21 protein-coding genes and 1 riboswitch are annotated in these 22319 nt (G+C 65.4%); of the genes, 3 read left to right on the forward strand and 18 right to left on the reverse strand.

The annotated features are described in order from the left end of the window. Positions 1-5: 5 nt before the first annotated feature. The 9 genes from lepB (ACX80M_RS03485) to ACX80M_RS03525 all read right to left on the reverse strand — a co-directional run bounded on the left by lepB (ACX80M_RS03485) (position 6) and on the right by ACX80M_RS03525 (position 6053). Complete coding sequence (lepB, locus tag ACX80M_RS03485; protein WP_252610005.1) at positions 6-857, reverse strand: signal peptidase I; 852 nt, start codon at positions 855-857, stop codon at positions 6-8. Beyond that, positions 858-1535, reverse strand: coding sequence for a signal peptidase I (gene lepB, locus ACX80M_RS03490; protein ID WP_252610002.1), 678 nt, complete (start codon positions 1533-1535; stop codon positions 858-860). An 84-nt stretch (positions 1536-1619) separates the two neighbouring features. After that, the gene (rplS, locus tag ACX80M_RS03495; protein WP_056349088.1) at positions 1620-1979 is read right to left on the reverse strand and encodes a 50S ribosomal protein L19; all 360 of its coding nucleotides are present in this window, start codon (positions 1977-1979) and stop codon (positions 1620-1622) included. 243 nt (positions 1980-2222) lie between these two features. Beyond that, positions 2223-3095: a tRNA (guanosine(37)-N1)-methyltransferase TrmD gene (gene trmD, locus ACX80M_RS03500; protein ID WP_459308855.1), complete on the reverse strand. Its 873-nt coding sequence runs from the start codon at positions 3093-3095 to the stop codon at positions 2223-2225. Continuing rightward, a complete protein-coding gene (gene rimM, locus ACX80M_RS03505; RefSeq protein ID WP_252609997.1) occupies positions 3096-3641 on the reverse strand; it encodes a ribosome maturation factor RimM in 546 nt (181 codons plus the stop codon). 112 nt (positions 3642-3753) lie between these two features. Further along, positions 3754-3996: an RNA-binding protein gene (locus tag ACX80M_RS03510; RefSeq protein ID WP_056349097.1), complete on the reverse strand. Its 243-nt coding sequence runs from the start codon at positions 3994-3996 to the stop codon at positions 3754-3756. 1 nt (position 3997) lies between these two features. Further along, positions 3998-4414 carry a 30S ribosomal protein S16 gene (rpsP, locus tag ACX80M_RS03515; protein ID WP_056349101.1) on the reverse strand — a complete coding sequence of 139 codons (417 nt, stop codon included), beginning with the start codon at positions 4412-4414 and terminating at the stop codon, positions 3998-4000. A gap of 212 nt (positions 4415-4626) precedes the next feature. Continuing rightward, entirely contained in the window at positions 4627-5064 is a 438-nt protein-coding gene (locus tag ACX80M_RS03520; RefSeq protein ID WP_200950819.1) for a hypothetical protein, read from the reverse strand. 113 nt (positions 5065-5177) lie between these two features. Beyond that, on the reverse strand, positions 5178-6053 hold the full coding sequence (locus ACX80M_RS03525) for a VOC family protein (RefSeq protein WP_252609995.1): 876 nt from the start codon (positions 6051-6053) through the stop codon (positions 5178-5180). Between the two features lie 155 nt (positions 6054-6208). Continuing rightward, positions 6209-6316, forward strand: a riboswitch (TPP riboswitch). Between ACX80M_RS03525 and thiC the strand changes: the two genes are divergently transcribed. Next, positions 6311-8128, forward strand: coding sequence for a phosphomethylpyrimidine synthase ThiC (thiC, locus tag ACX80M_RS03530; protein WP_459308858.1), 1818 nt, complete (start codon positions 6311-6313; stop codon positions 8126-8128). Its footprint overlaps the riboswitch before it by 6 nt. Positions 8129-8132: 4 nt before the next feature. Here the strand turns inward: thiC and ACX80M_RS03535 are convergent, their stop codons facing one another. Together ACX80M_RS03535 and ffh are read right to left on the reverse strand one after the other, a co-directional pair. Next, positions 8133-8867 carry an alpha/beta fold hydrolase gene (locus ACX80M_RS03535; protein WP_252601592.1) on the reverse strand — a complete coding sequence of 245 codons (735 nt, stop codon included), beginning with the start codon at positions 8865-8867 and terminating at the stop codon, positions 8133-8135. 100 nt (positions 8868-8967) lie between these two features. Then, the gene (gene ffh / locus ACX80M_RS03540) at positions 8968-10548 is read right to left on the reverse strand and encodes a signal recognition particle protein (protein ID WP_252609991.1); all 1581 of its coding nucleotides are present in this window, start codon (positions 10546-10548) and stop codon (positions 8968-8970) included. Between the two features lie 88 nt (positions 10549-10636). Between ffh and ACX80M_RS03545 the strand changes: the two genes are divergently transcribed. Continuing rightward, positions 10637-12040 (forward strand): glucose-6-phosphate dehydrogenase, encoded by a 1404-nt coding sequence (locus tag ACX80M_RS03545; RefSeq protein WP_459308861.1) that lies wholly within the window; start codon positions 10637-10639, stop codon positions 12038-12040. Positions 12041-12183: 143 nt separating this feature from the next. On the opposite strand, the gene ACX80M_RS03550 is transcribed toward ACX80M_RS03545, so the two are convergent. Then, a complete protein-coding gene (locus ACX80M_RS03550; protein WP_056349123.1) occupies positions 12184-12522 on the reverse strand; it encodes a P-II family nitrogen regulator in 339 nt (112 codons plus the stop codon). After that, positions 12519-13856 carry an ammonium transporter gene (locus ACX80M_RS03555; RefSeq protein ID WP_252609987.1) on the reverse strand — a complete coding sequence of 446 codons (1338 nt, stop codon included), beginning with the start codon at positions 13854-13856 and terminating at the stop codon, positions 12519-12521. Before ACX80M_RS03555 ends, ACX80M_RS03550 begins: the two co-directional genes overlap by 4 nt. 227 nt (positions 13857-14083) lie before the next feature. Here ACX80M_RS03555 and ACX80M_RS03560 point away from each other — a divergent pair, with 227 nt between their 5' ends. Continuing rightward, entirely contained in the window at positions 14084-15325 is a 1242-nt protein-coding gene (locus ACX80M_RS03560) for an MFS transporter (RefSeq protein ID WP_459308863.1), read from the forward strand. A 76-nt stretch (positions 15326-15401) separates the two neighbouring features. Here ACX80M_RS03560 and ftsY read toward each other — a convergent pair whose 3' ends face one another. From ftsY to rpmF, 5 genes are all read right to left on the reverse strand, one after another. Continuing rightward, positions 15402-16601, reverse strand: a complete 1200-nt coding sequence (gene ftsY, locus ACX80M_RS03565; protein WP_459308865.1) for a signal recognition particle-docking protein FtsY — start codon at positions 16599-16601, stop codon at positions 15402-15404. Between the two features lie 56 nt (positions 16602-16657). Continuing rightward, positions 16658-20248 (reverse strand): chromosome segregation protein SMC, encoded by a 3591-nt coding sequence (gene smc, locus ACX80M_RS03570; RefSeq protein WP_459308867.1) that lies wholly within the window; start codon positions 20246-20248, stop codon positions 16658-16660. Positions 20249-20389: 141 nt separating this feature from the next. Beyond that, the gene (gene mutM / locus ACX80M_RS03575; RefSeq protein ID WP_252609981.1) at positions 20390-21337 is read right to left on the reverse strand and encodes a bifunctional DNA-formamidopyrimidine glycosylase/DNA-(apurinic or apyrimidinic site) lyase; all 948 of its coding nucleotides are present in this window, start codon (positions 21335-21337) and stop codon (positions 20390-20392) included. A gap of 8 nt (positions 21338-21345) precedes the next feature. Next, entirely contained in the window at positions 21346-22086 is a 741-nt protein-coding gene (gene rnc / locus ACX80M_RS03580; RefSeq protein WP_459309074.1) for a ribonuclease III, read from the reverse strand. 21 nt (positions 22087-22107) lie between these two features. Then, positions 22108-22311 (reverse strand): 50S ribosomal protein L32, encoded by a 204-nt coding sequence (gene rpmF / locus ACX80M_RS03585; protein ID WP_009356569.1) that lies wholly within the window; start codon positions 22309-22311, stop codon positions 22108-22110. Between the last annotated feature and the right edge of the window lie 8 nt (positions 22312-22319).

Below are 22319 nucleotides of genomic sequence, written 5' to 3' on the forward strand. Positions count from 1 at the left end.
CACCCCTAGCCTCCCGCAGGCACGTTCCGGAAGACGGCCGGATAATTGTCAAGGACAGTGATCCGGTTCAGCGGCCATGCGATGACGGCGGCTTTGCCCTCTACGTCCACGAGGTCGACGAATCCGCCATTGGATTCCAGGTGCGAGCGGGAATCCGCGGAGTGATTGCGGTTATCGCCCATGACCCAGACCTTTCCTTCAGGAACAACGACGTCGAAAGCACGGATCTGCGGTTCCTCAGCCCCGTTGACATAGGTTTCATCAATAGGAGATCCGTTGATGGTCAGTTTACCGCCGGCGTCGCAGCAGATCACGTGGTCACCGGGTAGCCCGACAACCCGTTTGACGAGGTGCTGTTCCGAGTTGTCCGGCAAAAGTCCCACAAATGTCAGACCGTCCTGGACCCATGTGAAAGGTCCATTCGGTTCCTCCGGTGCGGAGCTCAGCCAGCCCTTGGTGTCACGGAAGACCACAACGTCGCCGCGTGAGAGGGAAAACGGCTCCGGAACCAGCAGGTTCACGAAGATGCGGTCGTTGACGTCCAGGGTGCTGACCATGGACTCGGACGGAATATAGAACGCGCGGAACAGGAACGTCTTGATCAGGAAGGACAGCACCACGGCGATCACCACTACCGTGGCAACCTCCTTCAGCCAGACAAAGAGCTGGCTGGGGGCGGCGGGCTCGGAAGTCGGTGCCGCGGATCGCCTGCCGGACTGTGGCGCCGACGGGCTGCTATCCGCCACGCCGTCGGATGTCCCGCCGCCGGAAATCGCGTTGGCGGACATACCGTCGGTGTCGGCACCGGGGGCGCCGTCGCGAGGCGGCTCAGGTGTCCGGGCTTTGTTCTCGGGCATCTACTGTCCGTCCTCTGTTGTTGATCCTGCCGCTGGCGGCCGTGGTACTGCAGCAAATCTATCAAGTGGCCAGACGATCTGGACCGGCCTGCCGATAACGCGGTCCATTGGCACCATGCCGCCGCCGGGCGCACCGAGCAGGCTGCGCGAATCGGCGGACGCCGAGCGGTGGTCACCGAGCAGCCAAAGCCTTCCGTCGGGCACCACGGCGCTGAAGACCTGCGTGCTTGGGCTGTCTCCGCCGAACAGGTACGGCTCATCGAGTGCCCCACCGTTGACGGTGATCTTTCCGTCTGCATCGCAGCAGACCACGGTGTCCCCGGGGATGCCGATGACACGTTTGACGTACGTGGTGTCGCTGCTGGCCAGGCCAAGCCACTGCCCGGCCGCTGCAAGGGAATCCAGAAAGGGGCCCTTCCCACTGTGCAGGGGAGCAAACGAACCCCTGCCGTCGAAGACCACAATGTCGCCCCGACGGATGGGTTCGGCATGGAAGTCTGTCCTGGAGACCAGGATGCGGTCCCCCTTCGCGAGGACCGGCTCCATGGATTCGGACGGTATGTAATAGACATCCAGCAAAAGTGAACGGACCAGCCCGCTGATGGCCACGGCCAGGAGAACTGCCAGGAACGCAAAACGCCAGCCCATTCGTCTGGGCTGGCGTTTTGTCTGGTCCATGATCCGTATTCCTGGGGCGCTGATGCGAAGGGCTCCGGCGCTGGCCTGGTACGGCTGGGGCCTGCTTTGTAGGTCCCTGGGGACTTACTTCTTGGGCTGGAAGTCGCGCTTTTCCTTGATCTTCGCAGCCTTGCCGCGCAGGTCGCGCATGTAGTACAGCTTCGCGCGGCGCACGTCACCCTTGGAGACAACTTCGATCTTGTCGATGATCGGGGAGTGCACCGGGAAGGTACGCTCCACACCGACGCCGAAGGAGACCTTGCGGATGGTGAAGGTTTCGCGAAGACCGTCGCCGTGGCGGCCAAGGACGAAGCCCTGGAACACCTGGACACGGGAGTTCTTGCCTTCGATGATGTTCACGTGAACCTTGAGGGTGTCACCCGCGCGGAAGACAGGAACATCGGTGCGCAGCGAGGCTGCATCTACGGAATCGAGAATATGCATAATTGCACTCCTGGTGAACGCCACAGGACATTCACTTTGGGTCACGGCGGGCAAGCCCGGAAGTACCGGAAATTACCGCCGAAAATTAAGTGGGGCCGGTTCCTTCACTGATTGAAGGTCCCGGGGTGTCCAGCTGTTGGTTGCGCTCCCCCTGTGGCAGGTGCGGACCCAGCAGACACAAAGACTAATTTTGCCACACTCGCGGGCCTACAGCCAATCGCCTTGGACCACAGACGCGCCGGTTCAGGTTGAGGCGTCGGTTCCGGTGTCCGTGCTGGTATCGGCCTGCCGCCGCGCCAGGAGGTGACCGTCGACGACCTCGTACCCGAGGTCGGCGAAAGCCGTCCGGTCGGCACGTGGCAGCTTCCCGGCGTCGAACGTTTCCAGGAGGTCCGGACGGCGTTCCGCCGTCCGCCGGTACTGCTCGTGGCGGCGCCACTGCGCGATCTTCCCGTGGTTGCCGCTCAGCAGCACTGCCGGGACTTCCCGGTCCCGCCAGCTGGCGGGCTTGGTATACACGGGGTATTCCAGCAGCCCGTCCGAATGCGACTCCTCCACCAGGGAATCAGGGTTGCCCACAACGCCTGGCAGCAGCCTGCCGATGGCTTCGACCATGGCCAAAACGGCCACTTCGCCGCCGTTCAGCACATAGTCACCAAGGCTCATGGGGCGCACCGTGAAGTGCTCTTCCGCCCACTCGATGACACGCTCGTCGATGCCCTCATAGCGGCCGCAGGCAAAAACCAGCTGGTCCTCTTCTGCGAGCTCATGGGCCAGGGCCTGGTTGAAGCGCTCCCCTGCCGGCGACGGGACGATCAGAACCGGTTTGGCGGGCTCGGCCGCCGTGGCCTCGGCGCCCCCTGCGGCTTCACCGGATCCGGCGACAGCAGCTGCGGCAACAGCAGCCAACGCCTGCGCCCAAGGCTCAGGCTTCATCACCATGCCGGCGCCGCCGCCGTACGGGGTGTCGTCCACTGAGCGGTGCTTGTCGGTGGTGAAATCACGCAGGTCATGGACGCGCAGGTCCAACAGGCCGTCCTGGCGGGCCTTGCCAATGAGCGAGAGCTCCAGGGGCGCCAGGTACTCCGGGAAGATACTGACGACGTCGATTCTCATCTACGCGTTTTCCTCCGCTTCACCGGGGCCGGCTTCGCCGTCGTTGACCTCAAAGAGACCGTCCGGCGGCGTCAGCAGGACGAAGCCATCGGCCACATTGACCTCCGGAACGATCTGCTCCACAAACGGGACAAGGATTTCCTTGCCGTCCGGCGTTTCAACCACGAGCAGGTCCTGGACGGGCAAGGTGTGCAGGGCGGCGATCCTGCCGACCACCTGCGACCCGACGCGCGCCTCGAGCCCTACTAGTTCGTGCTCGTACCAGCCTTCGTCGTCGTCCTCGTCCAGCTCTTCGGTTTCGATGAAAAGCTTGGCGCCGCGCAGGGTCTCTGCCTGGTTGCGGGTCTCGATTCCTTCGAATGCGAGCAGCAGGATGTCCTTGTTCCAGCGCGCACCCTCAACAATGAGCGGGCCGGCCGATGCAGGCTCCACCACAAACTCGGTACCGGGAACAAACCGGTCCCCCGGAGCGTCGGTCAGCACCTGGACCGTCACTTCGCCGCGGATTCCATGCGGTTTGCCGATTCGTGCCACCTGAAGCTGCATCTGTTCCTCTGTCTGTGATCGTGCCGGGATTGGGCGATGTGGTGAAAGCACTCCGGCCCCTCCACCGTTGCTGGTGGAAGGGCCGGAGCAAAAAACTGATGTTGCCGAGCGCTTAGCGGCGGCGGTCGGTGTCGACGACGTCGACCCTGACCGGCTCGCCGTCTGCCAGTGCCGCCACAACGGTGCGCAATGCCCGTGCGGTGCGGCCCTGGCGGCCGATCACCCGTCCCAGGTCATCCTGATGAACACGAACCTCGAGGGTGTCCCCGCGGCGGTTGTTCTTCGAGCTGACCTTGACATCCTCCGGCGAATCAACGATTCCCCGGACGAGGTGTTCGAGCGCTTCTGCCAGCAATCTACTCAGCCTCGGTGGTCTCTGCCTCGGCCGGGGCCTCGGCTGCGTCAGACTGCTTCGACTTCTTGGTGATGGCTTCCGGGATGATCACGGAACCCTTTTCAGGGGCAACAAAGGCAGCCTTCGGAGCTTTGGTCTTCAGGGTGCCTTCCTGGCCCGGCAGGCCCTTGAACTTCTGCCAGTCACCGGTGATCTTCAGGATCGCGGCAACCTGCTCGGACGGCTGTGCGCCGACGCCGAGCCAGTACTGGGCACGGTCCGTGTCCACCTCGATGTATGAGGGCTCTTCGGTGGGGTGGTACTTACCGATCTCTTCGATGGCACGGCCGTCACGCTTGGAGCGTGCGTCCATGACGACGATGCGGTAGTACGGTGCGCGCATCTTGCCAAAGCGCTTAAGGCGAATCTTTACGGCCACTTTTGTGGTCACTCCTGTTTCAGAAAAGGGGTGAACCGACGTTCTGCACCCGTGGGGCGGGCCATACTTGAGGGTTCGAAGGACAGGATCCGGACGCGGAGAGAGGGGCCACGCAGATCGAGTACCTGTTTATTGTGCCAGATCAGCGTCCGGATTTCGACTTGACACGTCGGGATGGGGCAGCCGGGCGGACCCGGCGGGCCACGGCCGGCCTACGACGACCAGACATACACGCCCGTGCGTGCGGCGTCATCGACGGAGTTGGCCAGCTCAGCGAACTGCTGGACATACGTCCGGGCCTCGGCCACGCCGAACGGCATGTCATCCTGGGCAGCCCACTTTTCAGCGACGTCGTCCAGGACATTGCCTTCGCCTTCAGTCTCGTAGCTGAGCAGGTCGGCGAGCGCACGCACCATGGCCGGCGGGACCCCGAGGAGGGAATCACTGGCCACGTCAACCATGGCCAGTTCGTAGTCCGCGCCACCGGCGTGCACCGCAACGCCGGCAAGATCGCCAAGCTGCTCGATTTCGAAATCGCTGATTCCGGGAATCCGCAGGGCCTGGCCCGCCGGGGAGCCGCCTGCATCCAGGACGTCCGCCCGCTTCAGCGCGGCATCGTGAGTGGAAACAAAAATTTCAGTGAAGCCCATGGGAACAGCCCTCATTCCGTCGACGGTGCGGCCTGGAAGGGCAGTAGCAAGTGCCGCCCCGGCCGTTCAGAATCAGCCTAGTACAAGGCAGGCCGCACTTTTGGCATCCGCACTCAGCGGACGGCGACACGGATATTGTTGCGCCACGGGTCCTCGAAGCGAAGCTCGGCGCCCGTGTGGTGCGAGGCCACACCGGCGACCTTCAGGCGGTCGGCGAGCGCTCCGACGTCATCCCCGGAAGGGACCTCGATGAGCACTTCGCCGAGGCCCAGGGTGTCCTTGCGGGGACCGGCTCCGCGGCTGTTCCAGACGTTCATGGCCATGTGGTGGTGATACCGGCCCGCGGAGACAAACAGTGCCTGCCCGTGCCAGCCGGCGGTCTTTTCGAAGCCCAGCGTGCCCACGTAGAAATCGTGCGCTGACTGGACGTCGCCCACCTGGAGGTGGACGTGGCCCACGCCGGCTTCGCTGGCCCGCTGGCCGGCCACGGATTCCTGGCTCAGGTGCTGCTCGAGATAGCGCTGCGGCGGCAGTGCCAGGCTGTCCATCACTACATCCTTCCCGTTCCAGGACCAGTTTTCGCGGGGCCTGTCCCAGTACAGTTCGACGCCGTTGCCTTCGGGGTCATTGAAGTAGAAGGCCTCGCTGACGAGGTGGTCGGCGCTGCCGGTGAAGGACCGGGGTTCGTACTGGGCGGCGGTGGCTACCGTGGCGGCCAGCGAAGCCTGGTCGTCAAACAGCAGTGCGGTGTGGAACAGCCCGGCCTCTCCCCTGCCAGGCAGATTCAAGGACGGGGCGGCCGCGAGATGGACCAGCGGGCGTTGAAGGCGGCCAAGATAGACGCCGCCGTCCTGTTCCGCGACGACCTCCAGGCCGAGCGCACGCTGGTAGTAGTCGGTCATCAGCTTCATGTCGCCTACCTTGAGCATCACGGTGCCCATGGAGAGGTCGGCAGGAAGGAGATCCCGGCTGGTGGCTTCTGCAGTCATTTGAACACTCCCGGTCCGTTGGCCTTCGGATGGAAGGCGGCTATGGTTCCAATTTACTTGAAGCTTCAATTTAATTCAAGTGGCGGCGCAGACAGATTGCGACCGCTTTCCGGTGATTGCTGTCACCAGTCCACCCTCGGCCTGTGGTAGCTTCGACTTGACCACACGGGAGCCCTTGCAGGGGCTGAGATCGGGCTGACGCAGCCTGCGACCGTTGAACCTGTCCGGGTAATGCCGGCGAAGGAAGTGAGTATTCATTGAATACACAAGAAACACAGCTGATCCCTGCCCAAAATGAAGCCGACGTGGATCAACCGCTCCAGCCTCAAACCCAGTCACTGAAGTCCCACTCGCTGGCGTTTATCAACGATGAGGCCACCGGGATCCGGGTTCCCGTGACCGAGATCGCCCTCGAACCGTCGCCAAACGGCGCGCCGAACGGGCCTTTCCGGACCTACCGCACGGCGGGACCGGGCAGCGATCCGGTGGTGGGCCTTAACCCGTTCCGCTCAGAGTGGATCGCCGCCCGCGGAGACACTGAGCCCTACAGCGGCCGGGAGCGGAACCTGCTCGACGACGGCAAGTCGGCCGTCCGCCGCGGCGCAGCCTCTGCGGAGTGGAAGGGCGCGCAGCCGGTGCCCCGCCGCGCCGTCGGCGGCCGGACCGTCACGCAGATGCATTATGCGCGGCAGGGTGTCATCACCCCCGAGATGCAGTTCATCGCCCTCCGCGAAAACTGTGATGTGGAACTGGTCCGCAGCGAAGTCGCCGCCGGCCGCGCCATCATCCCCAACAACATCAACCACCCGGAATCCGAACCGATGATCATCGGCAAGGCCTTCCTGGTCAAGATCAACGCCAACATCGGCAACTCGGCAGTGACCAGCTCCATTGCCGAGGAAGTGGACAAACTCCAATGGGCCACCCAGTGGGGCGCCGACACGGTGATGGACCTGTCCACCGGAGACGACATCCACACCACCCGGGAATGGCTCATCCGCAACTCCCCCGTGCCCATCGGTACGGTGCCCATTTACCAGGCGCTGGAAAAGGTCAACGGGGAGGCCAACGCCCTGACGTGGGAGATCTACCGGGACACGGTCATCGAGCAGTGCGAGCAGGGGGTGGACTACATGACCATCCACGCCGGTGTGCTGCTGCGTTACGTGCCGCTGACGGCCAACCGCGTTACCGGCATCGTCTCCCGGGGCGGCGCGATCATGGCCGGGTGGTGCCTGGCGCACCACCAGGAGAACTTCCTCTACACCCACTTCGACGAGCTGTGCGAAATCTTCGCCAAGTACGACGTCGCGTTCTCCCTGGGCGACGGACTGCGCCCGGGGGCGACGGCGGACGCCAACGACGCCGCCCAATTCGCCGAGCTGGACACCCTGGCTGAACTGACCCAGCGGGCGTGGGAATTCGACGTGCAGGTCATGGTGGAAGGTCCCGGGCACGTCCCGTTCCACCTGGTGCGGGAGAACGTGGAACGCCAGCAGGAACTCTGCAAGGGCGCCCCGTTCTACACGCTGGGGCCGCTGGTCACGGATATTGCCCCCGGCTACGACCACATCACGTCCGCCATCGGCGCCACCGAAATCGCCCGGTACGGCACGGCGATGCTTTGTTACGTCACGCCCAAGGAACACCTTGGCCTGCCGAACAAGGACGATGTGAAGACCGGAGTGATCACCTACAAGATCGCCGCCCACGCAGCAGACCTTGCCAAGGGCCACCCCGGCGCCCATGAGCGGGATGATGCCCTGTCCAAGGCCCGGTTCGAGTTCCGCTGGCGCGACCAGTTCGCGCTGTCCCTGGATCCGGTCACGGCGGAGGCCTTCCATGACGAGACGCTGCCGGCCGAACCGGCCAAAACCGCCCACTTCTGCTCCATGTGCGGCCCGAAGTTCTGCTCCATGAAGATCAGCCAGGACATCAGGGACGAATACGGTTCCGCCGATTCGCAGGCGGCCATCGCCGAGGCCTACAGCGGGATGCGCGAAAAGAGTGCGGAGTTCCTGGCCGCCGGCGGGAAGGTCTACCTCCCCGAGCTTCGGATCCCGGCCGGGAACTGACGGCTCAGGAAGCCTGAACCGAGCGTGACCTGCCGACGTCGGCGATGAAGGACCGGACGGCACGGTCACCTTCGGCAGAGTCCTGGGGCCGGTGTCCTCCCGCAGCGATGCGGTGCAGGGCACCGGTTTCCTGCAGATATCCGGCGATTTCCTCGTAGAGCGGTTCCCACCCACCCGTCAGGACCATGGTGGGGACGCCCGGAACTATGTGCAGCGGGGCCTCCCAGGACGGCGCCTGCAACCGGAGCCGGCGCGCCGACCGTTTTTCCTCCGGCGTGGCGGGCTCCTGCAGGTCCGCCGCGAACATTCGCCGCACGAACTCACGCTGGAAGTCTTCATCGCTGAGCTGGCGCCGGACGTCGAACAGCGGTTGCATCAGGGCGCGGTGTGCGGCCGTGGCCGGCAGTTCGGCGGTCAGGGACAGGCACGCCGGTTCTACCAGCGTGAGGGAATACACCAGTTCGGGGCGTTCGACGGCAGCCATCATGGCCGCAATCGCGCCCTCGGCGTGGGCAACAACATGGCCCCCAGTAGCCCCGCGGCCGTCATCGGCAAGTGAGCGCAGGATGATGGCGGTGTCTTCAGCGAACGAGGACTCCACGGGTTCAGCGACGGGGTCAAAACCGTGCCGCCGCAGGAACAGGGCGTCGTACGTCAGCGCCATGCCGTGCTGGCGCAGCCACGCCGCGGCACCGAAAGGTCCGGCGCCGTGCACGAACACTACCCGCTGTTTGAACATGACCCAACCCTATTCCACGGCACCGACATCCCAATTGGGCAGCTGCCAGTGTCGTTATGAGTGCCCACAACGACGCCTGCTACCCAGCCGGGAGGGGTGGCTACTTGCCGAGGAACTTGTCGAATCCCTTGGGCAGGTTCAGCTGCGACGGGTCGAAGTCGCCGGCCTGCTGGCCGAACGCCGCCCCCGTGGGGAGCGCCTTCGCCGCCCCGGCCCGCCGGGCCTCGGCGTCCTTCAGCTCCTGGGCAGCCTTGGCAGGGTTGCCTGAGCGGGCCTTCTTCTTCGGGGCGTTCTTGCCGCCCTTCCGCGCGCCGCCGGGGCCGCCCATGCCAGGCATCCCGGGCATTCCGGGCATGCCGCCGCCCTGGGCCATCTTCTTCATCATCTTCTGGGCCTGGCCGAAGCGCTCCAGCAGGCCGTTGACCTCGGAGACATGCACGCCGGAACCCCGGGCAATGCGTGCCCGGCGGGAGCCGTTGATGATCTTCGGGGCGACGCGTTCGTGCGGCGTCATGGAACGCACGATCGCTTCGACACGGTCGATCTCGCGCTCGTCAAAGTTTTCCAGCTGCTCACGGATGTTCTGCGCACCGGGCATCATCATGAGCATCTTTTTCATGGAGCCCATGTTGCGGATCTGCTGCATCTGGGAGAGGAAGTCGTCCAGGGTGAAGTCTTCCTGGTCGGCGAATTTCTTCGCCATCCGGGCGGCTTCGTCCTTGTCCCAGTTCTTTTCGGCCTGCTCAATCAGGGTGAGGACGTCACCCATGTCCAGGATGCGGGAGGCCATGCGGTCCGGGTGGAACAGCTCAAAGTCATCCACGCCTTCGCCGGTGGAGGCGAACATAACCGGCTTACCGGTGACCGACGCAACCGAGAGTGCGGCACCGCCGCGGGCGTCGCCGTCGAGCTTTGACAGCACGATTCCGGTGAAGTTCACACCCTCGTCAAACGCCACAGCCGTGTTCACGGCGTCCTGCCCGATCATGGCGTCGATCACGAACAGCACTTCATTGGGGACGATGGCGCGGCGGATCTCGCTCGCCTGCTCCATCATCTCGGCGTCAACACCGAGGCGCCCGGCGGTGTCAACAATCACGACGTCGTGCAGCTTCTGGCGCGCTTCCTCAACGCCGGCGCGGGCGACGGCGACCGGGTCACCGGCGGGGTGCTCCAGTTCCGAAGTGGCTCCGGGGTGCGGCGCGAAAACGGGCACGCCGGCGCGGTTGCCGACAACCTGAAGCTGGGTGACGGCATTGGGCCGCTGGAGATCACATGCCACCAGCAGGGGGCTGTGGCCTTGGGCCTTGAGCCATTTGGCGAGCTTGCCCGCCAGGGTGGTCTTACCGGCACCCTGAAGGCCGGCCAGCATGATGATGGTGGGACCGGTCTTGGCAAGGCGGATCCGGCGGGTCTCGCCACCGAGGATCTCAACGAGTTCCTCATTGACGATCTTGACGATCTGCTGGCTGGGGTTCAGCGCCCCCGATACCTCTGCCCCGAGGGCACGCTCGCGGACGCGGGCCGTAAACTCACGCACCACGGGAACGGCGACATCGGCATCCAGGAGGGCGCGGCGGATCTCCCGGACTGTGGCATCGACGTCGGCCTCAGTGAGGCGGCCCTTGCCACGGAGATTCTTGAAGGTTGCTGTCAACCGGTCAGAGAGTGAATTGAACACGCGCCGCGCACTTCTTTCAGTGGATTTACAGGGGGGACTCGACTATCTAGGGTACCAAGTCGGGCTTGCCGGATGGCATGCTGGCAGGGTGACCAGCGAAACAAGTGTAAAAACCCTGCTCATTCTGGGTGCCTCAGGCGATCTGACGGGACGCCTCCTGCTCCCGGGACTGGCCCGGCTGGTGGCGAGCGGCCGTGCCGATGGCCTGGCCCTGGTGGGCGCCGGCTCCGATGCCTGGACGCCGGAACAGTGGCGGACCCGGGTCCACGAAGCCTTCGCCCCCGCCGTGGAGGCCGCCGACGCGGCTGGAAAAAAGGCACTCACCGCCTTGGCGGAAGCTACCCCCTACCACCAGCTGGATGTTACGGCGGACGGAGCCCTGGCGGCATTGTTGGCAGGCTTGGAAGGCCCCACCGCGATCTATTTTGCGTTGCCTCCCCAAGTCAGCCAGCTGGCCTGCGAGTCCCTGCACCGCGACCAGGTTCCGGCCGGAACACGGCTGGTAATGGAGAAGCCGTTCGGCGCAAGTGTTGCTTCGGCCCGTTCCCTTAACCACACACTCGCCGCGCTGGTGCCGGAGGACCACATTCACCGGGTGGACCATTTCCTGGGCAAAGCGACGGTGCTGAACATCCTGGGCCTGCGTTTTGCGAACAATTTTTTGGAACCCGTCTGGAACCGCGATCACGTGGAAAAGGTCGAGATCATCTTCGACGAGGACCTGGCACTGGAGGGAAGGGCGAGGTATTACGACAATGCCGGCGCCCTGCGCGACATGATCCAGAGCCACCTGCTGCAGATCATGGCACTGATGGCCATTGAGCCGCCGGCCACCATCGGGGAGCGGGACCTACGGGACGCGATCGCAGCCGTGCTCCGCGCCAGCAGCATCAGCGCGCCGTACGCCAAATCCACGCGCCGGGCCACGTACACGGCAGGTTCGATTGCCGGCAGGAACGTCCCAGACTATACGCAGGAAGAAGGGGTGGACGCAGCCCGCGGGACCGAGACTCTGGCGGAAGTCCGGGTGGACATCGACAACTGGCGCTGGAAGGGGGTCCCGTTCATCCTGCGTTCGGGCAAGGCCCTCGGGGTGAAACGCAAGGAAGCCGTGGTCACGTTCCGCCCTGTCCCGCATCTGCCGGGAGGATTCACCGGCGTGGACTCCCCCAACCAGCTGCGGATCGGGTTCGGGCCGGATACCCTGGCGTTCGACGTCGACGTCAACGGCCCCGGCAGCATCTTCAGCCTGAGCCGCACAACGCTGAATGCGGAGCTGAGCGCTTCTGAGCTGCTGCCCTATGGCGAAGTGCTGGAGGGCGTCCTGAGCGGCGACCCGCTGCTCTCGGTGCGCGGCGACACCGCGGAGGAATGCTGGCGGATTCTTGAGCCCGTGCTGAAGGCCTGGCATCGGGGCACGGTGCCGCTGGAAAAGTACGACGCCGGTTCGGCCGGTCCCGCCGGATGGCCAAGTTCCGCGCCGACTGGCTAAGTGCTCGCTGGCTAAGGCTGGCTGGCTGAGCGGCGGCTGAGTAGGCCAGAACAAACGGAGCGGGCAGGGAGCCTTTTGAGGTTCCCTGCCCGCTCTTTCGTGTGGAACAGTCTGCTTTGCCGATCAATCAGCTTCCGGAACTGCTAGATGGCGGCGACGCCGCGTTCTCCCGTGCGGACCCTGACTGCTTCGAAGACGTCCACGGTCCAGACCTTGCCATCGCCCGCGCGGCCCGTGTTGGAGCTGGCGATGATGACGTCCAGGATGTCATCTGCCTGTTCGTCCGTGGCGAGGACTTCAACCCGGATCTTGGGCAGGAGGTCCACGTTGTATTCAGCTCCGCGGTAAACCTCTGTGTAGCCTCGCTGGCGGCCGTAGCCGCTGGCCGCGCTGACCGTCAGCCCCTGGACGCCGTAGGACTCCAGGCCTTCCCGGATGGCTTCGAGCTTCTCCGGGCGGACGATAGCTGTGATCAGTTTCATGCTTCCACGCTTTCCTTGCCCGCTGCCGGTTCGGTCTTCTTGGCTGCTTCGGCGCCACCGGCCGATCCCTTGATCAGTTCGTGGAGCGGCTGGAAGCTCCCGCCGTGGCCGCCCACTCCGAACTCGTACGCCGTCTCGGCGTGCAGGCTGAGGTCAACACCAACAACTTCCTGCTCCTGCGAGACGCGGAAGCCCATGGTCTTGTGGATGGCGTAGGCGATGATCGCCGTGAGGATTGCCGAGTACGCGATGGCGATGCCTGCAGCTGCGAGCTGGGCCCAAAGCTGGGCCGGACCGCCGCCGTAGAAGAGGCCGCCGCCCACACCGTCGGTGGGGAGTGCGATGAAGCCCAGGGCAACCGTTCCGATGACGCCGGAGACCAGGTGCACGCCCACAACATCCAGGGAGTCATCGAAGCCCCAGCGGAACTTGAGACCGACGGCCAGGGCCGAGGCGACACCGGCGATGACGCCGAGGCCCAGAGCGCCCACCGGGCTGACGTTGGCACAGGCCGGGGTGATGGCGACCAGGCCGGCAACCACACCGGAGGCAGCACCAAGTGAGGTGGGGTGGCCGTCGCGGATGCGTTCGGTGACAAGCCAGCCGAGCATTGCCGCGGCCGGGGCCGCGAGGGTGTTGACCCAGATCAGGCCGCCCTGCTCAGCAGTGGTGGCGGCGCCGCCGTTGAAGCCGAACCAGCCGAACCACAGGATGGCTGCACCGAGCATTACGAACGGGATGTTGTGCGGGCGGTGGTTCGGGTCCTTGCCGAAGCCGCGGCGGTTGCCGATGATCAGGACCAGTACGAGGGCTGCCACACCGGCGTTGATGTGGACCACGGTGCCGCCGGCGAAGTCGATGGCCGGGCCGAGGGCCTGGCCAATGGCGCCTTCCGGGCCGAAGAGGCCCCCGCCCCAGACCATGTAGGCCAGGGGGCAGTAAACGAGGGTGACCCAGACGGGGACGAAGACGGACCAGGCGCCGAACTTGGCACGGTCAGCGATCGCGCCACTGATGAGGGCGACGGTGATGATGGCGAAGGTGGCGGCGTAGCCGACCTTGATGAGCCCGTCCGGGGTGGTGATGCCTTCAAGGCCGAACGTGGCGAACGGGTTCCCGACAATCTGCAGGAAGCCCTCGCCGGAGCTCATCGAAGCGCCCCAGAGGACCCAGACCACGCCGACCATGCCGATGGAGATGAAGCTCATCATCATCATGTTCAATGCAGCTTTGGCGCGCGTCATGCCGCCGTAGAAAAATGCCAGACCTGGTGTCATGAACAGCACGAGTGCTGCTGCCACCATGAGCCATACGTGACCTGCGGTAAGTTCCATGGTGCACGTCCTCCCTATGATCGATGCTGCGGAATGCTCCGCCTTACTAACGCCTTTTGCGTCCTGTATCGAGTGTGTCGCTGCCGTGTTTCGCCCGCAGAGGATTTATATTGCCGGCTTGTTACAACAACCTCCCGGAAGTAAATGGTGCATATCTGGCTTGTTACGGTTATGTTTCACCACTGCCGCCGGCCACTCGGCTGCCTACTTTGCAAGGAACCCGCCCCATGACGGCACCATCACGCGTGAGCCGCGCCACAACGCGGATCTTGTCCGTTATCCGCCCGCAGCGGCCCACGCTTCCGCGCGACATCAAGGTGATGCTCGCTGCGGCGTTCCTGATTGCCCTCGGTTTTGGGCTGGTGGCGCCCGTCTTGCCCCAGTTCGCCACCACTTTCGACGTCGGGGCAACAGCCGCCGCCGTGATCGTGAGCATCTTCGCCTTCATGCGGCTGGTGTTCGCGCCGGCAGGCGGGGCCTTGATTGCCCGATGGGGTGAGCGGCCGGTCTATGTGGCGGGGCTGCTGATTGTTGCTGTTTCAACCGCGGCGTGCGCCTTTGCCCAGGACTATTGGCAGCTCCTGGTCTTCCGGGGGCTTGGCGGTGTGGGCTCCGTGATGTTCACGGTGGCTTCCATGGCCCTTGTGGTGCGGCTGGCGCCGCCGGAAAGCCGGGGCAGGGTATCCGGCGCTTACGCGTCCGCGTTCCTGATCGGCAGCGTCCTGGGCCCGGTGGTGGGCGGGCTGCTCGCCGGATTCGGCTTGCGGGTACCGTTCCTTTGCTACGCCGCCGCGCTGATCCTTGCTGCCGCGGTGGTGCAGACCCAACTCAGCCACGCGCCGTCCGCGGACCGGTCCACAGTGGGCCGCGCCCCGGACATGCGCTTCGCCGCGGCCTGGGGAATTGGTGTGTACCGCTCGGCGTTGCTGTCCAGCTTCGCCAACGGCTGGGCCACCTTTGGTGTGCGGATGGCCACCGTCCCGCTGTTTGCCGTTGCTGCGCTGGGTGCCGGTCCCGAGGCCGCCGGCCTTGCGCTGGCCGTTTTCGCCGCGGGCAATGCCGCCGCACTGACGTTCTCCGGCCGGCTGGCGGACAGCCTGGGCAGGCGGCCGTTGATGGTCGTGGGGCTCCTCGTCGCCGGGCTCGCCACGGCGGCCATCGGCTTCACGTCCCACCTGGGCTGGTTCCTCGCCGCATCGGTTGTGGCTGGGGTGGGGTCCGGCCTGCTGGGACCTGCCCAGCAGGCCGCCGTCGCGGATGTCATTGGCAATGAGCGGTCCGGCGGGCGGGTCCTGGCGGCCTACCAGATGACCTCGGACGTCGGGGCCATTGCCGGACCGGTGCTGGTGGGCGTCCTGGCGGACCGGCTGGGCTACGGCTGGGCATTCGGCGTCACCGGCGGTGTGCTGGTGCTCGCGGCGGCCTGCTGGTCCGTGACGCGCGAGCCGCTGAAACGCATCGAGGGGTGAGGTCCCGCCGCTGAGGCCTCGGCTTAGCGGCGGGAACTCACCCCTCGTTGGTGTCGACCCGGTGTAGACCCGGTCCCTAGTTCAGCAGGGCGTCGACAAAGCTCTCAACTTCGAACGGAGCCAGGTCATCGGCGCCTTCGCCAAGACCGATCAGCTTGACCGGCACGCCGAGTGATTTCTGGATGGCCACCACGATGCCACCCTTGGCGGTCCCGTCGAGCTTGGTCAGGACGATGCCGGTGATGTTCACTACCTCGGAGAAGACGCGGGCCTGGTTCAGGCCGTTCTGGCCGGTGGTGGCGTCCAGAACCAGCAGAACCTCATCCACCTCGGCCAGTTTCTCGATGACGCGCTTGACCTTGCCGAGTTCGTCCATAAGGCCGGTCTTGTTCTGCAGGCGGCCCGCCGTGTCGATCATGACAACGTCGACTTCCTGCTCAATGCCCGCCTTGACCGCCTCATAGGCGACGGACGCCGGGTCCGCACCGTCGACGTCGGACTTCACCGTGGGAACACCCACACGCTGGCCCCACGTGGCCAACTGCTCCGCGGCTGCCGCGCGGAACGTGTCCGCCGCGCCCAGCAGGACGTCCTTGTCCTCGGCAACGAGCACGCGGGCGAGCTTGCCCACGGTGGTGGTCTTGCCCACGCCATTGACGCCTACCACCAGCACGACGGCCGGCTTGTCCGCGTGCCGGTCGGTGCGCAGGGCGCGGTCCATGGTGGGATCCACGAGCTTGATCAGTTCCTCGCGGAGCAGTGCCTTGACCTGCTCCGGGGTCCTGGTGCCGAGCACTTTCACGCGCTCCCGCAGGGCGTCGACCAGCTGCATGGTGGGTTCAGTGCCGAGGTCGGCCAGCAGGAGGGTCTCCTCCACTTCGTCCCAGACGTGTTCGTCGATCTTGTCGCTGGACAGCAACGCGAGCAGGCTCTTGCCGAGGATGTTGTTCGACCGGACCAGTCGCTCCCGGAGGCGGGTCAGGCGGCCGGCGACGGGAAGGGGCGTCTCAACCTGGATGGTTTCCAGGCCCGCCACGTCATCAGGTACATCGGTGACTTCGAGGTCGACGCCGGCGGGGGCGTTGGGCTCGGCCGGAACCACGGGCGCGTCCTCGAGCAGTGTTCCCCCGCCTTGCGGGGTGGCGGGATCATTGGCGTCGCGCGTCCCGGGGTACTGGGTGATGTTCTTCCGCGTCTTCAACAGGACCGGGATCAGCCCGCCAATAACCGCCAGGGCAGCAACAATGGACAGAATAATGGGGAGGATGTCATTCACTCCCCTAGCTTCTCACAAACGCGGCAGGCGTTCGCGGCGGCCACCTGCCGCGGATGCTAGACGTCGGCGCCCAGCCGCTGGCTGATGACGGTGGACACGCCGTCCCCGCGCATGGTGACGCCGTACAGCGCATCAGCCACTTCCATGGTCCGTTTCTGGTGGGTGATCACGATCAGCTGGCTCGACTCCCGGAGCTCTTCGAAGATGGTGATGAGCCGGCCGAGGTTGGTGTCATCAAGGGCCGCTTCAACCTCGTCCATGACATAGAACGGCGAGGGGCGGGCTTTGAAGATAGCAACCAAAAGGGCGACGGCGGTGAGGGACCGTTCGCCTCCTGACAACAGTGAGAGGCGCTTGATTTTCTTGCCGGCAGGTCGCGCTTCGACCTCGATTCCGGTGGTGAGCATGTCCGAAGGGTCCGTCAGCACCAGCCGGCCTTCGCCGCCGGGAAAGAGGCGTTCAAAGACGTGGACGAACTGGTCCCGGGTGTCCTCAAAGGCCTCGGTAAAGACCCGCTGGACCCGGTCATCCACTTCCTTGATGATGTCCAGCAGGTCCTTACGGCTGGATTTCAGGTCCTCCAACTGGGTGCTGAGGAACTGGTGGCGTTCCTCCAGGGCCGCAAACTCCTCCAGCGCCAGCGGGTTGACCTTGCCCAGGGCTGACAGGTCCCTCTCGGCTTTCCGGAGGCGCTTCTCCTGCTCCTCGCGGACAAAGGGCTTGCCTTCGGGGACCGGTGTGCCGTCGTCGTCCACGGGTGTCCGCAGTGCCGCCCATTTGTCCCCGCTTTCCTCCACGGGGACGGGCACGGGAACGTCCGGGCCGAAGTCCGCCACCAGCACGTCAGGGGTGATCCCAAGTTCCTCGATGGAACGTGTTTCCAGGGCTTCAATCCGTGCCCGCTGCTGGGCGCGGGCCAGTTCGTCCCGGTGAACCGAGTCGGTCAGTTCCCCCAGCTCACGCGCCAGGGTGTCATTGGTTGTCCGGGTCGCCAGCAGCGCACGGTCCCGCTCTTCCCGGTTCTCTTCGGCGAGGTCACGTTCATGCCTGGCCAGCTCAACAGAAACATCGATGAAACGGATTGCCAGCTCCACCGCAGCGGAGACGGCGGCCGCCCGTCTGGCCTGGATCCGACGGCGGCGCGCCCGTTCGGCAGCCTCTTCACGCGCCCGTCGTTCGGTGGCCGCCGATCGCTCCAGCGAGAGAACCCGGTTGCGGGTGGCGGTCAGCTGCTCTTCGGTGCTGCGCAGCGAGAGCCTCGCGTCCATCTCCGCAGACCTGGCCAGGGATGCGGCCAATGCGAGCGCATCGCGCTGTTCGGTGGAGGGTTCCTCTTCGGCCGGCGCCTCCTGCGCCGCAGCCAGCCGCGCCGCAACGGCGGCGAGCGCCTGTTCCTCGGTAACAACATTGCCCTCGGCCCTGGCCAGCGAAGCGGCCAGCCTGTCGCTTTCGCCGACGGCGCTGCGCAGAATGGAGTTCAGGTGGCCGAGCCTTTCGGCCACGGCCGCGAGCCGGGCGTCAGAATCGTGCAGGCGGTCCAGGGCAGCTTCTGCCCTCGACAGCGCCTCGGCGCGCCGGACCTCGGCGCCTGCCAGGGCGAACCTGTTCCGTTCCAGATCCGCGGTGACAACGGCCAGCCGGGCCTCAGCGTCGTCCACGGCGGCCTGCACCTCAAGCAAGGACGGCGCCTTCGCCGAGCCTCCAGTCACTGTGAGGGCGGTAAACACGTCCCCGGCCCGGGTCACGGCTGTCAGGTCCGGGCGTTCGGCAACCAGCAGCCCCGCACCATCCAGGTCTTCAACAACTGCCACCCCGGTCAGGAGCGCGGCCACGGCGGGTGCGGTCACGCCCCCGCCGGATGCCAGGTCCACAGCCCAGCGTGCGCCTGCCGGCAAGGGTACGCCCGTGCCGGAGTTTGCGTCCCGCAGGGGCACAGCAGACGCCAGCAGCAGGGAGGCACGCCCCGCATCGTCGTCCTTCAGAAGTTGCACCACGACGGCGGCCACGGCTGGATCCCGGACCACTATCGCTTCGGAGGCGTCGCCCAGCGCCGCGGCAATCGCCGTCTCATAACCCGGCTGAATGGTGAGGCCCGAGGCAAGCGTGCCCACAACGCCATCCAGCCCGGAGTTGAGGGCGTGCGCCGCGCCGTCTTTTCGGTTCAGGCCGAGCTGCAGTGCGTCCCGTCGGGCCACGAGGGCGTCACGTTGGCGCACAGCTTCTCCCCCTGCGGAGGTCAGATCGGCAATGTCCTGGACGACGGCGTCGAGCTCTGCGCTGGCGTCCTCGTAGTCGGCGTCGAGGCTTTCCTCCCCCTCTTCGACCCCCGCCACCTGGGTTTCCAGGGCGGTGAACTCCGACTGGGCCCGGCGGCGGCGTTCCTGTCCGGCGGCGAGTGATTCCCGCAGCCTGCCCAGCTCGGCCTGCGCTGATTCAACCCGCGATCTTGCCGCACCAACTTGTCCGGCAAGTTTCGCCAAGCCCTCGCGCCGGTCCGCTGCGGCCCGCAGGACGGCAGTGAGCCTTTTTTCCTCGGCAGACGCCTCGAGTTCGGCCCCGGTCTTCGCAGCCGTCGCTGAGTCCAGCGCGCTGCGCCGGTCCAGGATGTGGCGCTCCAGCTCCGTCAGCTCATCCCTGACCCGGACGGCCTGCCGTTCCAGCTGCTCAGGATCCCTGCCCGAGTACGGTTCAGCATCAACGGCACCCAGCAGCCGGCCGCGTTCCTGGGCCAGTGAGCCCAGCGAACGGAGCCGTTCCCTGGAAGCGGAGAGCCGGTACCAGGTATCCCGCGCGGCGTTGAGCTTTGGCGTGGCCTCGGCGGCGAGCTGTTCCACAGCTGCCTGCTGGCGGCGCCCCTCCTCCAGCTGCTGCTCCATTACGGCACGGCGGGCCTTCAGCGCCGTTTCGTCAGCCACGTCCTGCTCGAGTGAACTCTGCTGCTGGACGAGGTCGTCGGCCAACAGCCGTGCGCGTGCGTCCCGGACATCGAACTGGACCCGCTGGGCGCGGCGCGCCACATCAGCCTGCTTGCCGAGTGGTGTGAGCTGCCGCCTGATCTCCCCCGTCAGGTCGCTCAGCCGTTGCAGGTTCGCCTGCATGGCCTCAAGCTTGCGGACCGTTTTTTCCTTGCGGCGGCGGTGCTTGAGGATCCCGGCCGCTTCCTCGATGAAGCCGCGGCGGTCCTCCGGAGTGGCGTGCAGGACCTTGTCCAGCTGCCCCTGGCCCACGATGACATGCATTTCCCGGCCCATACCGGAATCCGAGAGCAGTTCCTGGATGTCGAGCAGACGGCAGCTGGCGCCGTTAATGGCGTATTCAGAGCCCCCGGTGCGAAAGAGGGTCCGCGAGATGGTGACCTCGCTGTATTCGATGGGCAGCGCCCCGTCAGCGTTGTCGATCGTCAGGGACACATGGGCCCGGCCCAGCGGCGGCCGCCCGGAAGTCCCGGCAAAAATGACGTCCTCCATTTTGCCGCCGCGGAGCGTTTTGGCTCCCTGCTCCCCCATCACCCAGGAGAGGGCGTCTACCACGTTGGACTTGCCGGAACCGTTCGGCCCCACCACTGCCGTGACTCCGGGCTCAAAATCGAAGGTCGTGGCCGACGCAAACGACTTGAACCCACGGACGGTAAGGCTTTTGAGGTGCAAGGTGTTTCTGGTCTCCTGAATGGCTGAAGCGGCTGCTTTGCTGCCCCAAATCTACTGCGTCCCTGCGGGTTTCCACGGATTGCCGGGTGTCTGTCCCTGCACCGGGCAGCGCCCGATCATGGCCGGCAGGGCGACGGCGGCCTACCAGCGGCCGTTGCGCGGGCGCGGCTGACAGACCGGGCAGGTGTAGGACGAGCGGTTCATGAACAGCTCGCGGCGGAGTACGGAGTTAATCCCGACGGCGGCACAACGGCTGCAGGGTTTCCCTTCCCGCCCGTAGGCATTCAGGGAGCGGTCGAAGTAACCAGAGGCCCCGTTGACGTTGACATACAACGAATCAAAGCTGGTACCGCCGGCGGCAAGTGCGTCCAGCATGACTTCGCGCGCGCTGGTGATGAGCCGCTCCGCGTCGCCGCGTCGCAGCGTATCGGTGGGCCTGGCGTAATGCAGTTTTGCCCGCCACAGGGACTCGTCGGCATAGATGTTGCCGATGCCTGATACGAGACCCTGGTCCAACAGGGCGCGTTTGAGGCCCGTCTTGCGCTTTCGCAGCCGGCTGTAAAAAAGGTCAAAGGAAAACGCCGGATCCAGGGGATCCCGGGCGATGTGGGAGGCTTCCTCGGCGATGAACGCAACGGGAGATTCCGCCTGGCCGCCCGGGCCGCCGTCGTCCGTGGGAACCATGCCGGTGACGAACAGCCCGCCGAAAATCCGCTGATCCACAAACCGGAGCTGTTCAGGCATACCGGCCCCGGGACTCAGGCGCAGCCTGACCTTGAGGTGTTTCTCGTCGGGCACGTCCGCGTCCTGCATCAGGAGCTGGCCGCTCATCCCGAGGTGGGCCATCAGTGCGACGGTGGGCGTGTCGGTGGCGCCGGGTGTCTCACACAGCGGCATCCAAAGGAATTTACCGCGGCGCACCACGTCCACAACCGTGGCACCCTGGAGGTTGCCTCTGAAATCCTCGGCGCCCAGGGCATGGCGGCGGAGCGAACGCGGATCCAGCACGTCCACCGATGTGATGGTCCGGCCGCGGACCCAACTCACCAGTCCGCGGCGGACTACTTCGACTTCAGGCAGTTCGGGCACGGCTCAGCCTAGACGCTGCGGGAGGACTCTGGTGATGCGTCCTCCGCCGCTGAGGCCACGGCGGCTCCCGCGCTTGGGGAGAGCTGCCGCCAGGCGTCCGCGGCAGCTTCCTGCTCCGCTTCCTTCTTCGAATGGCCCGACCCATTGCCATATGGCTTGCCCCCTATATTCAGGACAGCCGTGAAAGTACGGGCGTGGTCGGGCCCGTCCCCCTCAACGGCGTAGTAGATAGTGCCCATCTGCCGGCTGGCTGCCAGTTCCTGGATGCTGGTCTTCCAGTCCGTGCCGGCACCGAGTGCGGCCGCATCCCTAAGGAGCGGCCCAATCAGGCGCATGACCAGCTGGCGGGCAGTCTCAATGTCGTTGGACACGTAAGTGGCACCAATGAGTGCCTCCATGGTGTCCGCCAGGATGGAGGCCTTGTTCTTGCCCTCGGTGAGCTTTTCGCCCTGCCCCAGGTAGATATAGTCCCCGATGCCCAGGCTGCGGCCGATGCCGGCGAGGGCGCGCGTGCTGACAACCGCAGAGCGGCGCTTGGCAAGGTCGCCTTCGGGCAGCGTGGGGTTGTCCCGGTACAGGGCATCGGTCACGGAGAAGCCCAGGATGGAGTCGCCCAGGAATTCGAGCCGCTCGTTGGTGGGGATGCCGCCGTTTTCGTAGGCGTAGGAACGGTGTGTGAGAGCAAGACGAAGCGTCCCGGCGTCAATGGAGACACCGAGACGCTTCAGAAGCTCTTCAGTTGAAGACATCATGTCAGCCCAAGCGGCCGATTAGACGTCTGCGACCTTGCGGCCCTTGTACTCAAGGAACAGCGCGGTGCCAGCCGAGTCGGTAACGACCTTTGCCTGGTGCGGCAGGCTGTAGGTAACCTGGCCGTTTTCGACAGTCTTCACCAAGTGGGGGGCAGTTGCCTTCCACTGGGAGCGGCGGGCGCGGGTATTCGAGCGAGACATTTTCCGCTTCGGGACAGCCACGGCTAACT

The sequence above is a fragment of the Pseudarthrobacter sp. MDT1-22 genome (genome assembly GCF_054511035.1).